Annotated in this window: 16 protein-coding genes and 1 other annotated feature; of the genes, 3 read left to right on the top strand and 13 right to left on the bottom strand. The window is 37.1% G+C overall.

The genetic code is table 11. The features are described 5' to 3' along the window. Positions 1-514: 514 nt before the first annotated feature. The gene (locus tag ACQKMV_RS20170; RefSeq protein WP_427506072.1) at positions 515-1,159 is read right to left on the bottom strand and encodes an MBL fold metallo-hydrolase; all 645 of its coding nucleotides are present in this window, start codon (positions 1,157-1,159) and stop codon (positions 515-517) included. 168 nt (positions 1,160-1,327) lie between these two features. Between ACQKMV_RS20170 and ACQKMV_RS20165 the strand changes: the two genes are divergently transcribed. Continuing rightward, positions 1,328-1,507: a DUF2759 domain-containing protein gene (locus ACQKMV_RS20165; protein ID WP_427423148.1), complete on the top strand. Its 180-nt coding sequence runs from the start codon at positions 1,328-1,330 to the stop codon at positions 1,505-1,507. A gap of 289 nt (positions 1,508-1,796) precedes the next feature. Here ACQKMV_RS20165 and ACQKMV_RS20160 read toward each other — a convergent pair whose 3' ends face one another. From ACQKMV_RS20160 to rpmG, 4 genes are all read right to left on the bottom strand, one after another. After that, positions 1,797-3,692 carry an LTA synthase family protein gene (locus tag ACQKMV_RS20160; protein WP_427506070.1) on the bottom strand — a complete coding sequence of 632 codons (1,896 nt, stop codon included), beginning with the start codon at positions 3,690-3,692 and terminating at the stop codon, positions 1,797-1,799. Positions 3,693-3,974: 282 nt separating this feature from the next. Then, the gene (locus ACQKMV_RS20155; RefSeq protein WP_427506069.1) at positions 3,975-4,184 is read right to left on the bottom strand and encodes a YqgQ family protein; all 210 of its coding nucleotides are present in this window, start codon (positions 4,182-4,184) and stop codon (positions 3,975-3,977) included. Between the two features lies 1 nt (position 4,185). Next, entirely contained in the window at positions 4,186-4,770 is a 585-nt protein-coding gene (locus ACQKMV_RS20150) for a 5-formyltetrahydrofolate cyclo-ligase (protein WP_427423151.1), read from the bottom strand. Between the two features lie 215 nt (positions 4,771-4,985). Further along, positions 4,986-5,135 carry a 50S ribosomal protein L33 gene (gene rpmG, locus ACQKMV_RS20145; RefSeq protein ID WP_008408521.1) on the bottom strand — a complete coding sequence of 50 codons (150 nt, stop codon included), beginning with the start codon at positions 5,133-5,135 and terminating at the stop codon, positions 4,986-4,988. Positions 5,136-5,285: 150 nt separating this feature from the next. Here rpmG and ACQKMV_RS20140 point away from each other — a divergent pair, with 150 nt between their 5' ends. Then, positions 5,286-5,738, top strand: coding sequence for a hypothetical protein (locus ACQKMV_RS20140; RefSeq protein ID WP_427506067.1), 453 nt, complete (start codon positions 5,286-5,288; stop codon positions 5,736-5,738). Between the two features lie 3 nt (positions 5,739-5,741). Beyond that, complete coding sequence (locus ACQKMV_RS20135; RefSeq protein WP_427506065.1) at positions 5,742-6,242, top strand: hypothetical protein; 501 nt, start codon at positions 5,742-5,744, stop codon at positions 6,240-6,242. A gap of 87 nt (positions 6,243-6,329) precedes the next feature. On the opposite strand, the gene ACQKMV_RS20130 is transcribed toward ACQKMV_RS20135, so the two are convergent. From ACQKMV_RS20130 to pstC, 8 genes are all read right to left on the bottom strand, one after another. Then, on the bottom strand, positions 6,330-6,902 hold the full coding sequence (locus tag ACQKMV_RS20130) for an anthranilate synthase component II (RefSeq protein WP_427506064.1): 573 nt from the start codon (positions 6,900-6,902) through the stop codon (positions 6,330-6,332). Continuing rightward, positions 6,899-8,284: an anthranilate synthase component I gene (trpE, locus tag ACQKMV_RS20125; RefSeq protein WP_427506063.1), complete on the bottom strand. Its 1,386-nt coding sequence runs from the start codon at positions 8,282-8,284 to the stop codon at positions 6,899-6,901. The genes ACQKMV_RS20130 and trpE overlap by 4 nt, the downstream gene beginning before the upstream one ends. A gap of 177 nt (positions 8,285-8,461) precedes the next feature. Next, positions 8,462-8,669, bottom strand: a binding site (T-box leader). A gap of 39 nt (positions 8,670-8,708) precedes the next feature. Further along, the gene (locus tag ACQKMV_RS20120; RefSeq protein WP_427506061.1) at positions 8,709-9,779 is read right to left on the bottom strand and encodes a mechanosensitive ion channel family protein; all 1,071 of its coding nucleotides are present in this window, start codon (positions 9,777-9,779) and stop codon (positions 8,709-8,711) included. A gap of 71 nt (positions 9,780-9,850) precedes the next feature. Continuing rightward, positions 9,851-10,723 carry a hypothetical protein gene (locus ACQKMV_RS20115; RefSeq protein WP_427506060.1) on the bottom strand — a complete coding sequence of 291 codons (873 nt, stop codon included), beginning with the start codon at positions 10,721-10,723 and terminating at the stop codon, positions 9,851-9,853. Positions 10,724-12,001: 1,278 nt separating this feature from the next. Continuing rightward, positions 12,002-12,661: a phosphate signaling complex protein PhoU gene (gene phoU, locus ACQKMV_RS20110; protein WP_427506058.1), complete on the bottom strand. Its 660-nt coding sequence runs from the start codon at positions 12,659-12,661 to the stop codon at positions 12,002-12,004. A 13-nt stretch (positions 12,662-12,674) separates the two neighbouring features. Next, positions 12,675-13,508 (bottom strand): phosphate ABC transporter ATP-binding protein PstB, encoded by an 834-nt coding sequence (gene pstB, locus ACQKMV_RS20105; protein WP_427506056.1) that lies wholly within the window; start codon positions 13,506-13,508, stop codon positions 12,675-12,677. 12 nt (positions 13,509-13,520) lie between these two features. Next, positions 13,521-14,399: a phosphate ABC transporter permease PstA gene (pstA, locus tag ACQKMV_RS20100; protein ID WP_427506055.1), complete on the bottom strand. Its 879-nt coding sequence runs from the start codon at positions 14,397-14,399 to the stop codon at positions 13,521-13,523. Between the two features lies 1 nt (position 14,400). Further along, entirely contained in the window at positions 14,401-15,348 is a 948-nt protein-coding gene (gene pstC / locus ACQKMV_RS20095; RefSeq protein WP_427506054.1) for a phosphate ABC transporter permease subunit PstC, read from the bottom strand. Positions 15,349-15,388: the final 40 nt, after the last annotated feature.

Raw genomic sequence — 15,388 nt, 5'->3', positions numbered from 1 at the left:
ACAGATAAAACATTTTGTTGCTGTCGCTTCGCTTTCGCACAGATAAAACATTTTGTTGCTGTCGCTTCGCTTTCGCACAGATAAAACATTTTGTTACTGTCGCTTCGCTTTCGCACAGATAAAACATTTTGTTGCAGCCGCTACGCTTTCGCACAGAGCAAAGCTTCCTCGGGGCGTCCGATGAGCCGCTTGGCCAAAAGGATGTTGGTCACGAAGGCATTATCACAGGTCGTGATGTTTTTAGCCTTCGTTCCTTTGCCTGCTCTCTCCAGGGTCTCGGGCCAACACGACGTTGGTCACGAAGGCGTTATCACAGGATGTGATGCTCTTAGCCTTTGTTCCCCTATCACTGATCCTCAAGGAGTCACCCAGTCTCCACTCCAATCAATTTAAATAAAAGATATACTTTTTAACAAATACCATACTCAATTTTCCGTTATTATCCTTTATTTCATCATAAAAGAATGTAATTTTCACAATAATGTTATTTAACATTCGTCTCTATTTGTTAATCTTAAAAACCATTCAAGAAAGGATTTGTCTCCATTTCTGCACCGACCGTTGTATAATTACCATGACCAGGGTAGATAATAGTATCCTCAGGTAGTGTCAATAGCTTATCATGAATGGATGCAAGTAATATTTTTGTCGAGCCTCCAAGTAAATCTGTACGACCTACACCTTGCTCAAATAGTGTATCACCAACAATAGCGAAGCCATCATTTTCAAATATATATGATATACTACCTGGTGAATGTCCTGGCGTAAAAATAGCTTTAAAACAAAAATCGCTTATTTCAAATAGCTGTTCTGCTTTCAAAATATTTTCTTCAGCTGGGGCAGCGACAATATAATCTGGTAATGCTGCGTATTTACTAGAGCCATTTTTCGATGGATCTCCTAACCAACTTACTTCTTTTTCATGAATCCATACCGGAACATTAAAAGCCTCGCGGACAGCATCCACTGCACCGATATGGTCGAAATGTGCATGTGTTAAGAAAATGGCTAATGGTTTTAGACTATTACTACGTATAGCCTTGATGATTCGATCCGCTTCTTCTCCTGGATCAAATATTAAGCATTCCTTATTTTTATTCGATACGATATAACAATTCGTTTGGACAGGTCCAAGTGAATAACTTCGTACGTTCATCATTGTTATCACCTCAATCTTAATTATACAACCTTTGCCACAATTTGACGATAAATGTTCATAGTTTAAACTATTTTAGTTCTCGACAAAAACAGGTAGAACGTTTACAATTAAGGAGGAATATTGTTTACGACATTCATTTTCTGATGTCGAAAGGAGTGTCAATTTTTAATGAACTTATTAATGGTTATTTTTGGTCTAGTAGCAATTTTAGCTGTAGTCGGTACATTCCAAGCAATTAAAGAAAAGAACCTTTTAAGCGTTGTTTTCAACTTACTAAGTGCTGCTGTATTCGGTTGGTTCGTAGTTATGACTGTCATTAATAGCGGATACCCACCAAAATTACACTAAAATTTAGACAGAAAAAAGAGCAGTCTCCATTCCGAGACTGCTCTTTTTCTATCCATTTTCTTGATTGAGACCCGAATTGTAATATCTACTGTCTGAACAGTTCTCTCTTTTACCCAAGCAGTTTCCACACTTTACCCTATTCATTCATCATTCTCTAAGCATCTAACAGGCTTCCTAAGCGTTTAAATTTCTAGTTTAATGATATCGCTTATGTTACCATGTAAATATTTCCATACAGCTATTTAAGAACAAAAAAGAGATCTCATTAAACATGAGATCTCTCTTTTTGTTATTTGACTGCCTCTTGCTTCAAGTTACCTGTCTTTGTGTCATAGAAGCGGAGTAAATCACCGTTAATGATGGCATCAGAACTTTCTAGTTCTTTCGTAGCTCGATCTGCGTATGGCTGACATGGCTTACCATCAATTTCTTCACCAGTTGCTTTGTCATAGCAAGCTTCACCAGCATATACATATTTATCTGTTACAAAACGACCGTCGCGGAAAACAACGAAATCTTCATGCTCTGGTGAGAATAAATCTGCACCAAGTTGCATATCTTTTGAAGTTTCAACGCCAAGAAGGTGTAGAATTGTTGGACGTAAATCCATTTGTCCTGCAATCTCTGTCATTTCTTTCCCATCACCTGATCCAGGGATATGGACAAATAAAGGTACTTCTTGTAGTAATGCATTATCAAATGGTGTAATGCTATCTTTTCCTAAATATTGAGCCATCGCTTTGTTGTGGTTTTCAGAAATACCGTAATGGTCACCATACATTACAATAATAGAATTATCATATAAACCTTGATCTTTTAAACTTTGGAAGAAGTCTTTAAGTGCTTCATCCATATAGCGAACTGTTTGGAAATAACGATTTAGTGTACCTGAGTTTGAAGTATATTCAGGAATCATTACATCTTCTGGATCCAATGTGAATGGATAGTGGTTCGTTAAAGTAATTAATCGAGAATAGAACGGCTGTGGCATATCTTTCATTAATGCTGCTGATTGCTCTAAGAATGGAATATCTTTCATACCCCAGTTAACAGCTTGCCCTTCGCCAATCTTATATGAATCTATGTCATAGAATTTATTAATGTGTAATGATTGATACATCATGTCACGATTCCAGAATGATTTATTATTCGGATGCATGACATTTGTATAGTAGCCATTATCTCCGAGGCGTTCAGCCATTGAGTTGTACGTATTTCCACCATGTGTGAAGAATACCGCACCACGACCTAAACCGAACAATGAGTTTTCTGTAATAAACTCTGAGTCAGAAGTTTTCCCTAATCCAGTTTGGTGATAGAAGTTACTGAAATAATACGTATCTTTATCTTTTGTTAAAGAGTTTAAGAATGGTGTAATTTCATGACCATCCATTTGGTTATTAATCACAAAGTTTTGTAAAGACTCCATTGACACAACAATCAAATTTCGACCCTTGTATTTACCAAACATTTGAGGGTTGATCGCTGCTTGATTAGAACGAATATAGTTGTTCACTTCTACTAATTGACTGCCATCCGCTAATGCACGTTGAGCAGAAGATTTTGATTGAATATAAATATCATACAAATGGTAGTTGTAAGTACCAATGTTTTTCACTAGTAATTCACGGTCAAAGCTACGAGTTAACAATTGTGGGCGCTCTGTTTCAGCTAATCCTAAGTTTAAGAACGAAACAGCAATCGCTAATACGAAGTACGCGCGACGGAATTCCACGTTGACTTTTATTGCATCTTTCATTTTAGGCAAATATTTATTAGCTAAAATTAGAATAAGTACATCGATAAAATATAATAAATCCCAAGGGCTTACAATCGCTGCTACGGAAGTTCCTAAATCACTAAAGTTACTTGTTTGGAATAATACTGGTATCGTAATAAAATCGTTGTAGAAACGATAGAACGCCACATTTCCGTATAAGACAATCGATAAAATAACACTAATAGTAATTATATAACGATTTTTAACTTTTGGTGATTTAAAGAATAACGATATACCATAAGCAAATAGCAAGAAGCTTAATGGATTAATAAACAAAATAAATTGTTGCATTGCATTTTCGATTTTCATCTCAAAGCTCGTGTGATAAACAATGACCGTTTTAATCCAAGTTGCTACAATTGCTAGTATCATAAATGAATGTTTAGGCCACTTTATTGATTTCATTCCTAACATCCTCCCTACTTTCTTACAAAAAAAATTAATAATTTTTAACAATTTGTTACTGAAACAAAATATATCTTAATCTTTTTTTTACAGATAATCAATAGATATATTTTAGGAAAACTGTTCTCCTTGTTCGTACATGCGCCAGATAGTAATATATACGTTTTTATTTGTAAAAAGTTTCATAAATCATAAAAACAGTGGAAAACCACTGTTTTTTAAGAATATTACATACATGTTACATTAGTTTTACAATACCACAAATGGATAATAATTAAAACATTACTGATTATTCTCTTTCATGCGAAGCTTTGTTGTTTCTTGTCTAATTAGTAATAATGCCATTTGGTAATCTTTAATATCTAGTACATTCGCTTTATACAGCTCACGAATTTCATCCTCCATTAACATCAAATCACCAATGGGATCTCGTGTGTAAATATAAGTGCCATATATTTTTAATAATTCATAAATATCTAACATTTTGTCCATTTTAGTTCGCTCCTCGTTGTGTTACACAGTCAATACGTTTTGTCGGTGTCACAATGATATCTACTGGGCAATCGTGCACTTCTTTAGGTACATGTTCATATAGTTGCTCATTAAATAACAGAGACATGAGCTTACCCTTTTTACAGTTTAATACATAGCGATCATAATAACCACCGCCATAGCCTATTCGATAGCCGAACTTATCAAAAACAACTCCCGGAACAAGGATGACATCCATTTCATTTGCGTCAACAAACTCACACTTCTCTGGAATTGGTTCACGCAAATGCATATAAACAGTTTCAAGCTGGGCAAACGATTTAATGGCGTAAAACGACATTTCTCTTGTTTTTGGATTGCATTTAGGCACAGCTACTATTTTACCAAGCTGCCACAGTTCTTCTATTAATTGAATTGTGTCGACTTCTGGCTTATTAGAAATGGTGATGCCGATTATATTTGCTTCTATTATATATGGTTCCTGCAGCACTTTTTTTACTACAGCAAATGATTGATCATAGTAAGCTACTTCGCTCATCTTGGCAAGAGCTTCCTTTACATCGTTCCGTAAAGTTGTTTTATCCATGCTAAGCTACCTCCTATTAAATTTCGTCTTGCGTAATTGCGGCTGTCGCTTCGCTTTCGCGCAGATAAATTGCCACAGGACGTGGAGTTCTCAGAAACCTCATCCTCATCCTCATCCTCATTCATCTCTCAACCTTTAGAGGTGGCTGTCTTCTACTAAATGTAGATAAAAATGTAGAAAGCCAAAACCACTTGTGGTTTTGGCTTAATGAGCGATTACTTAGTTTCACGGTGAAGAGTGTATTTCTTCTCGCGAGAGCAATATTTTTTAAGTTCAAGACGCTCTGGATTGTTACGCTTGTTCTTTTTAGAAATGTAGTTACGTTCGCCGCAATCTGTGCAAGCTAAAGTAATGTTTACGCGCATTATTAACCCTCCCACTCTATATCAAGAATTTAAATTTTGAGCATGATTTATACGACTAACCTATTATAACATAAACTGAAAAAAAATCTACCTTCATTTCATATTAAGTTTGCATATGGTAAAATACCTTATAATTACATACTTAATGAGGTGAAACTATTGGATTTATCCATCATACTTATGATTGCGGGGATTCTCCTAATTATTGTGTCGTTCTTTTTCAAAAATAGCGCGAAAAAAGTCGAACAAGATGTAGAGGAGCTGTCCATCTCTATTTTTCAAGAAACCAATAATTTAAAACGTCGTCTGAAAATTGTTGAGGAGGAGCTGTTATTAGAGCCAGAGTTTCAGGTTAAAACACCGCCAGCGCAAAATAACACTATACCAAATCCTAAGGTCCAACAGGTCATGCAAGCTGTTCAACAGGCTGCTCAGACATCGACGACAGGCCAAGCTGCTCCAAAATCGAAACCTATCCATCAAATTATTATAAGTCAGGTGCTTGAACTTAATAAGCAGGGGCTTTCTGTTGCCGACATAAGTATCCGTTCAAATTTAACAGAAGAGCAAGTCCGTCAAGTAATTGCAAATGGAGGTCGGTAGTTCATGAATAAGTCCGCTATCCGTGCATTTGGCATTGCACTTTTTCTTGTAGGAGCTTCGCTAGCTTTAGCAGCTCGTTTTGATCTCAATATCGGTCTTCCAACTAAAGCTTCCTCAAATACAGAAAATGTAGAGGAGCTGCAACAAAAGCTCGAACAGGCAAATAAAGAAATTGCATTGTTAAAGGGGCAAGTTAAGCAAGCTCCTAAGGAAAATACTCAGAAGACTGATGCAACTGAAACAAAAGCTAAAGACAACCATGAATCGGTAGATGCCCCAGCGGCCGATGTTGCCACTATGACACTTCAAATTTACAGCGGTATCGCACCGTATACTGTCGCAAAAAAGCTTGAAGATGGTGGCATAATCGAAAATAGTGTTGAAATGGAACTTTTACTTGCTAACCCTAAATACGCTCGAAGCTTACAAATTGGCTCCTACGAAATCAATTCTTCGATGTCATTGGAGGAAATTGCAAAATTGATTACAGGGAAAAAGCAATAATTCAATTGGCTGTAAATATCTAGAATAACAATGGCTGTCACCAAAAATCGCACAACTGATTTTTGATGACAGCCTATTTTGTTTAGTTTATGAAACTAGTTCTAAAAAGGCTTGCATCATTATACTGCCCTCTTGCGTCCCAATGGATTCAGGATGAAATTGCAACCCAAAAAGTGGGTACTCCTTATGTTGAATCGCCATAATTTCACCATCATCATTGGACTTAGCTATAATATTGAAATCCTCATGTAACGTGCTTTGCTCAATAACGAGGGAATGATAGCGCATTACTTCGATGTTACCGTCTAACTGAGCAAATAAGCCTGTTTTTTCGAATTGAATCGTAGATAATTTTCCGTGCATGATATTTTTAGCCTGAACGATGCTACCTCCAAAAGCTTGCCCTATCGATTGGTGCCCAAGGCAAATGCCCAAAATCGGAAATTTCGTATAAAGCTCTTTGACAACATCCACTGTTATTCCTGCATCAGATGGCGTACCTGGGCCAGGTGATAAAATAATGGCTTCTGGTTGCATTTTCTTAATTTCTTCGATTGTCATTTCGTCATTACGTACTACTTTTACATCTTTCCCAAGCATACTTATTTGCTGATATAAATTATATGTGAATGAATCATAGTTATCGATTAGTAAAATCATTGTTTTACCTCCAATAGCGCACGAGCTTTATTTAGTGTTTCCTCGTATTCAGACAAGGGCACAGAATCATGCACAATACCAGCCCCTGCCTGAACATGGGCACGATGATCCTTTATGATCATTGTCCGAATGGCTAGAGCTAAATCCATATCCCCTGTAGTGGAAATATAGCCTATTGCACCTGCGTAGACACCACGCTTCACAGGCTCTAGTTCATTAATTAGCTGCATAGCACGAATTTTCGGCGCACCTGATACTGTACCGGCAGGCAAGGAAGCTCGGAGAACATCCAACACATGTACATCATCACGTAATTCGCCGATAACCTCTGATACAATATGCATAACATGTTTATAACGCTCAATATTCATATATTTCATAAGCTTCACTGAACCCACTTTGGCAATACGACCAAGATCATTACGACCTAAATCCACTAGCATACGATGTTCAGCGATTTCTTTTTCATCGTTTAGTAACCCTTCCGCAATCAAGTGGTCCTGCTCCACTGTTTTACCTCTAGGCTTCGTTCCTGCGATAGGGTTTGTCGTTACCTTTCGCTCCTTTACCTTGACGAGACTTTCAGGAGATGTTCCTAAAATGGTATACGTACCAAAATCCATATAGAACATATATGGTGAAGGGTTAGACGTACGTAACTGACGATATAAAGCAAAAGGATTACCTGTATATGGTGATGTAAAACGTTGTGATAGGACAATTTGGAAAATGTCACCTTTACGAATATGCTGCTTAGCGCGGTCAACCATTGCTACAAAATTTTCTTTGGCAATCATGGGTCTGAAATCTAGTTCTCCAAACGTCATCGCATCAAACGTTATTCCAGCATTAAGCTGTTCCTCCATTTTAGAAATAACCATCTCCATCGCTTCACGGGAACGCCCCTCATCAAATAAATCAATTGCTGCTAATGTAACCTCTTGCTTTAAATGATCAAAAGCGATGAATGTATCATAGAAAAAAATATGAACATCTGGCATTTCTAAATCATCCTGCAAGTATTCACCTATTTTCTCTGTATAAAATGCTGTTTCGTAACCAAAGAAACCAATCGCTCCTCCAAAAAAGGCGAATGGGTATTGTGCATTATGAAATGGCATAACTTGCTTTAATTTTACTAGTACATTGTCGCTCGATTTTTCTGTTTCTCCACCCTTGGTAAAAGAATAACCATTCCGATCTCCAATCAGTTCTGCAATTGGGTTGATGGCAATAAACGAGTAACGTCCACTTTCTTCATGTTTGGCAGACGATTCGAAAAGCATCTTCTGCTTCCCTTCAAGTGATTGATAAACGGAAATTGGCGTCATCATATCACCCTGTAATACCTTCATGGCAAACTTTCTAAGCTCAACTGTCATACTCCTTCTCTCCTTTTCTATGCTCTGCTCTTCTACACCAAAATGTATCAATTATGCATTGGCGTATTGACGCTGCCGCTTGGTTAGCACTTCGTCTATAAAAACTTTGCGTCCGGATTACGAACTGTGTAAACACTGTTCATTCCTGCCAAAACATATAAAAAGGCCTTTCCATCACAAAAGGACGGAAAAGCCGTGGTGCCACCTTCATTAGTCTTATTATAAGACCCACTTTAAGCCCTTTAACGTAGGCAAACGCTAATCCCTACTTTATTCAGGATTAGAGCTCCGAAGTCCATTCACCATTTATTTGTACTAGTTTCCACCAGCCACTAGCTCTCTATAACAAATAATAATAGCTACTACTCTTCATCAAAGCTGATAACATGTATACATTGTAAAGCAAAAAAACTAACAATTCAAATTATTTTTTATTACGAAGCCATTCATCTTCAGCTGGGCTAGCTAGTATAATATTTAGTTCTTGAAAGATTTGACGAATAGCAAACAAAATATCCTGTCGCACATTCAGCATAATTGCCGTATCATTTGTTGCCACATAGAAACGCACAAGGATGCGATAAGAGGTTGGATAAAATTCATCTATAAATACATGAATCATTTCCTTTTCTGTATTAGCATGTAAATAAATTTCCTTTTGAATAGCACTTAAAGCACTACGTAATTTTTCTTCTTTATTGTCAGCAGCTACAAATAAAAATTGCTCACATTTTCGTTTTTCTCGTCTCGATAAATTATAGATTGGTCGATTTACCAAATAGGAGTTAGGTACATAAACAAGCCCTTTATCACCCGTTTGAATTAAAGTACTTCTTAGATTAATATCCTCAATGGTTCCTTCAATTTTTTGGTCCTCTGTTGCTATCCAATCGCCAATTTGAAACGGGTTATCAAGTGCAACTGACATTCCACCAAAAACATGTGATAAAGTGTCTCGAATACCGAAGGCAATCGCTACACCCGTTAAGCCAATCCCTGTTAAAAAGCCATTCAAGTTATAATTCCAGAAAGAAGCAATCATAAACATTGCCAATATCATGATAAGCACTTTTCCTATACGTAGAAAAAAAGGTAACAGGACATTAGGTTCCTCATCGTTATTCAACGGTAGTGGCTGCTTTGTATAAAAATTTAATACATCGTATACGCCTTTAAAAGCAAAAAATACCATAATAGATAATACAAAATTTTTAGTTGCTACATGTGTAAATAAAAAGGTTTCTAATAATATTGATAAGCTGAGTACAATTACTGCCGACATAAATGCATAGCGAATCGCTTTATTAAATTGTGCGAGTACAGTTGCCTGAAAGTTACGCTGACGATCTCTCAAAAATGTAACAGTACGATTAATAATTTTCTTTATAATAAAATGCTGAAAAAGCCAACCAATTACACAAAGTGCAACGGAAATAATAACTTCCATCCACGTTGGGGCTGAAATATTTGGTAATAACCATTTTAATGAATTCATATCATTCTCCTCTAATTACTATGTATATTCAATGAAAAGGAGCCGATCAGCAAAGACGATCAGCTCCTTTTTTATTGTATAGCATCATCTGCAAAAAAAGCCTTATTAGCAAACCAAAATTGCTGCTCATTAAAATTATGTTCATGCATAGCGATAACCAAAAATTCAGCATGATACTTACGCTTCATTTCGTCAAGTACAGCCTTCGCTTGCTTTCCAACGAGATGTTGCCCATCGATAGGAGTACCTTCTGTAAATATAATTATATCCGCTTCTGTACAATGTTGATTTTCCTGGAGCAAACCCTTTACAAAATGGAGAACAGGTAGAACTGCTGCTTCTCCCTTTGCCTTATATTCAATAAAATCCTTAAAATCGGATAAATTTATATGGCCGTTTTCGAATCGATAATGTACATGAATTTGACAGTCATATGGAACGATATATAAGTCTCGATGTTCACTGTGCGCGTTCATAAATAACGATAAAATCATACTTTTACAAATATCAGTATATGCCGCCATACCATTTGTTTGTTCAAGACAGATAATAATTGGGCCTGTTTCTTTTTTGTTTTCATCAAACGGAATATATAGGATGTTTCCTTTTTTTATTATTTGACGATTTAGCTTTTGACGTCTAGCTACCTGTTGCTTTCTCTCATAATACAAGCGCTGCTCTTTTCCATTGGCCAATCGTTCGGCTTGCTCAATAGCTGGTATATTTTCGCAAATTTCACGCATACTATCTGCCAATTCAAGTGCAAATGCTGCCATATTTCGTAATGTTTCACTTTTGTAAAAATAATCAATAAAAAAATGTTGTTCCTTGTCACTTAATTCCTCAAGATGTAAGTTTTCATATAGAAAACGTAAAAAGTCACGTTGTTCAGATGTGAATTCCAGATCAAATTTCTCTATGAGTGATTCTATAGCGTCTTTCACGAAGCAGCACCTCCTCAGCAAGTTTTTTGGATAATGTCTATAGTATAACCAAAATAATTTTTTGACAATACAATAACACTTGCTGTATTTTGACGCTATTTTTATTAACAATGTTGCTGTTATTTAAAAATGTCATGGAAAACTATATGCCTACAAAATTAAGTATTCTATTAAATAAAGTATGGTACTTTGGTAAAACGAGTGTTTGATTTCCGTTCCAGCTGGGCGCTTTCCTAGGGGCGTCCGATGAGCCGCTTCACTCGCATTGCTCGCTCCAGGGTCTCGGGCCAACAGATGTGCGCGAAAGCGTAGTGTTAACGTAGCGGCAGCAGCACCGATGTTGGTCACGAAGGCGTTATCACAGGACGTGATGGTTTTAGCCTTCGTTCCTCTATTTGCTGATCCCTAAGGAGTCGCCCAGCCTCCACTCCAATCAAACACTCCGCGTAGCATGTATATTCTGTCATTTTATCCCAATTTATGGTGTTAAAACACAACTTCAGCAATGTTTTTATGTGCGAAAGCGGAGCGGTGGCAACAGAAGTGCTTTTGTACGAAAGTGGAACGATAGCAATAACGCAAGCGAAGGAAACGGCTGGATACTCACCATAGGAAAGCGAGTAGCATGGAACAATCCTCATTTAAAGTAACACCATATTTACAATATCTCCTTAACCGTTTGTTTTTTAACACTATGAAAAAAGAGCCTATTATTGGCTCTTCTCCGATTTGCAGACTAATGTTACCCCTAATTGAATTAAGCTGTATTATGATTTAATCGTGAGTCTTAAACAATCAGTATTTTGTAGGAGCGTTGAAATCGTCTCTCTTTTTTACGGTGAGACTTTCTTTATATAGAAGATTAGTCATAATAATATTTTGTTTCAGCTTATCCGCTCATACTAATGATGGGGAGCTGTTGATTTTTCACGGAGAGTGGCGACGCCTGCGGGATGAGCTTGCGCTGAAAGCCCCGCAGGAACGTAGTGACGAGGAAAATAATCAATTATGCCTTGGCATAATTGCGTCCGGAATCGGCTTTATGCATGCACAAAGAACTCCTTTCCGATTCTATGACATCCGCCGGAGGCTTTAACTTCTTTCGTTTTTTGTACCGAAAGCGTAGCGACAGGTACAGGTGTTTAGACACCCGCTGAAAGAAGTTGAAGCCAAGCCCGCGGAAAGCGCCAACTCGGAGTGAAAATCAACCTTTGTTGGATATACACTTTATTCTTATATCGACAAACAAAAAAGAGCCTATCATTGGCTCTTCTCTAACTAATTATTTAATTCATAATGTTTACCTTTGACTAAGTAAAATAAGTGTTCAGCAATATTTGTTGCATGGTCAGCTGAGCGCTCTAAATATCGGCAAACAAATGTTAAGTGTGTGATTTGAGAAATATGCGATGGATTTTCAGCTCCGGCACGTAGCAATAGCGTTATTGTCGCACCATATAAATCATCGACGTAATCATCTAGTTCAGCAATTTCCTTGGCATGAACAGTGTCTTCCTCTGTAAAGGCTTTAATTATACTCTCTAGCATTTCTATAGTCTTATTACACATCGTTTGCAAATTTGTTGTAGGGAAGACAAGCGGCTCTTTTCCAATACGAATCGTCTCTTTTGCAATATTAACTGCATAGTCGCCTACTCTTTCCATATCAGATGCTGCTTTGACAAGCACCATGAGACGACGCAAATCAGTAGCAACAGGCTGCTGCTTAGCAATCATTAAAATAACATGATCATTGATTTCTTCTTCAAGACGATTGATGATTAAATCGTCCTCAAGAATTTTTAACGATGTTTCTAAATCCTGATTTAATAATGCTTCGAATGCTAATTTAAGTGCGTTGATACTACTATTAGCAATCTCGATAAATTGTCCTTGGACTTCTTTTAATTCCTGTTCAAAACGTTCACGTAAGACCATCTAATGCTCCCCCTTAGCCGAAACGACCTGAAATATAATCTTCAGTACGTTGATCTGCTGGTGTTTGGAAGATAACGTCTGTTTTATCGTATTCAACGACCTCTCCATCTAGGAAAAATGCTGTACGATCAGAAATTCGCGCCGCTTGCTGCATATTATGTGTCACAATAATAATTGAATAATCTTTTTTCAACTCTTGTACAAGTTCCTCGACTTTTAATGTAGAAATTGGGTCAAGTGCAGATGTTGGCTCATCCATTAAAATAACATCTGGTTCAATCGCTAAGCAACGAGCTATACAGATTCGTTGTTGCTGACCGCCTGATAAACCATATGCATTTTGATTTAAGCGATCCTTTACTTCATCCCAAATTGCTGCACCACGTAAAGACTTTTCGACAATTTCATCAAGAATCTTCTTATTTTTTATACCGTGGATACGTGGGCCGTAAGCAATATTATCGTAGATAGATTTCGGGAATGGGTTTGGCTTCTGGAATACCATCCCAACACGAGTCCGCAATTCCTCAACAGTATAGCCTTTGTCTAAAATATTACGCTCACGATAAATAATTTCCCCTGATGTTCGAACACTCGGTACAAGCTCTACCATACGATTAAGAGTTTTTAAATAGGTAGATTTCCCACAGCCAGATGGACCGATTATAGCTGTTACTTCATTTTCATAGATGCTTAAATTGATATCTTTTAAACCATGATGATCGCCGTACCATAAATTTAAATTACGTGTATCATATACTACCTTTTTGGCAACATCGGCTGAAGGCTTTGTAGCCGTATGAATCGATTTGACAATTACTTTTTCCTCTTTTAAATCTAGTACCATAAGGTCACCTCATTAATAACGTTTTTGAAATTTATTTCTAATAAAAATGGCGATAGAATTCATCAGTAAAAGTACTATCATAAGCACTAAAATACCGGCTGCCGCTACATTTTGAAATGCCTCTTGCGGGCGTTTTGCCCAATCATATATTTGCATTGGTAAAGCAGTAAATTGACTCAATAAACCATTAGGTAAAAACTGCAAAATAACAGGAATCCCAATAACAACAAGTGGTGCCGTTTCACCAATCGCACGAGACAGCGCTAATATACTTCCCGTTAAAATTCCAGGAATGGCCGCTGGTAACACAACATGCAAAATAGTTTGCCATTTCGTTGCTCCCATACCATAAGAAGCTTCTCGTTGATCATTCGGTACTGCACGAATTGCTTCCTGTGCCGCAACAATAATAACTGGTAAAATTAATAAACTCATTGTTAAACCAGCTGCTAAAACACTTTTTCCTAATCCCAGCATTCGAACGAAAATTGTTAACCCAAGTAAACCAAAAACGATGGAAGGCACACCTGCTAAGTTAGAAATATTCAAACGAATAAAGTCATTTAGTTTATTTTTCTTTGCATATTCCTCTAAATATATCGCTGTCCCTACACCTAAAATAATGGACACTGGAGCAACAACTGCCATCAGCCAAAGCGAACCTACTAGAGCCGCCTTTATGCCCGCTTTATCTGCAAAACGCGAAGCAAAATTTGTTAAAAAGTCGATTGTTAAATAGTCGACACCCTGTGTCACAATACGGTAAAGCAAAATAGCTAGTGTCACTAAGGCAAAGGTCGTTGCTAGTAAAAATAAACCTTTCCAAACTTTATTGAATGTAATACGCTTTGTCATTCGTTTCATGACGACCGTGTCATCAATATAGCGCATGCTAGTAAACCTCCCTGAAGCGTTTCGAAATAAATTGAGCGAGTAAATTCATCACTAAAGTAAAGATAAATAATGTGAATCCAACTGAATAAATAGAATAATAAATTGTCGTACCATAACCAGCATCACCTGTTGCAACTTGGACAATATACGCAGTCATCGTTTGAATCGAGTCTGTCACATTTAAATCGAATTTAGGTGTAGCGCCCCCTGCCAGTGATACGATCATCGTTTCTCCAATTGCCCGGGAAATAGCGAGAACAACTGAAGCGATAATGCCAGATAATGCGGCTGGTAATACTACTTTTATAGCTACTTCAAACTTTGTTGCGCCAAGAGCTAAAGCTCCTTCACGCATACTATTTGGAACAGATGACATAGCATCCTCTGAAAGTGACGTGATCATCGGTAAGATCATAATCCCAACAACAATACCTGGACTAAGTGCATTGAAAAGTTTCAGTTCCGGAATAATTTGCTGTAACATTGGTGTTACAAATGTTAATGCAAAGAAACCATAAACGATTGTTGGCACACCTGCTAATATCTCTAAAACAGGCTTAACAGTACGTCTTACTTTTTCGCTTGCATACTCACTTAAATATATTGCTGAAGCAATCCCAAATGGTACTGCTACGACAACAGCAATAAGAGTGACTTTCAATGTTCCTGCTATTAATGGTAAAATCCCAAATAACGGTTCCTTTCCTGAAAAAGGTAGCCACTGTGTACCAAAGAGGAAATCCGTAATCGAAACACGTTTAAAAAATTCAAACGTTTCAAAAATAAGGGTGAAAACAATGCCAAATGTCGTCAATATAGAGATAAGAGCTGCAGAAAATAATAGAGCTGGCATTGCTTTTTCCACTATTTTCTTTGTTTTATGATTGCGCGAATTTGCAATTAATTGCTGCACAGATGTTGTCTTGTTTTCTTTTTGAGAAACCATTGGGTACTCCTTTCAAATAAGGGAGGGAAAGAGCATACAT

The sequence above is a fragment of the Lysinibacillus sp. NPDC094403 genome (genome assembly GCF_050278745.1).
Classification (GTDB): Bacteria; Bacillota; Bacilli; order Bacillales_A; family Planococcaceae; genus Lysinibacillus.
This window is presented reverse-complemented; position numbering and strand designations above follow the sequence as displayed.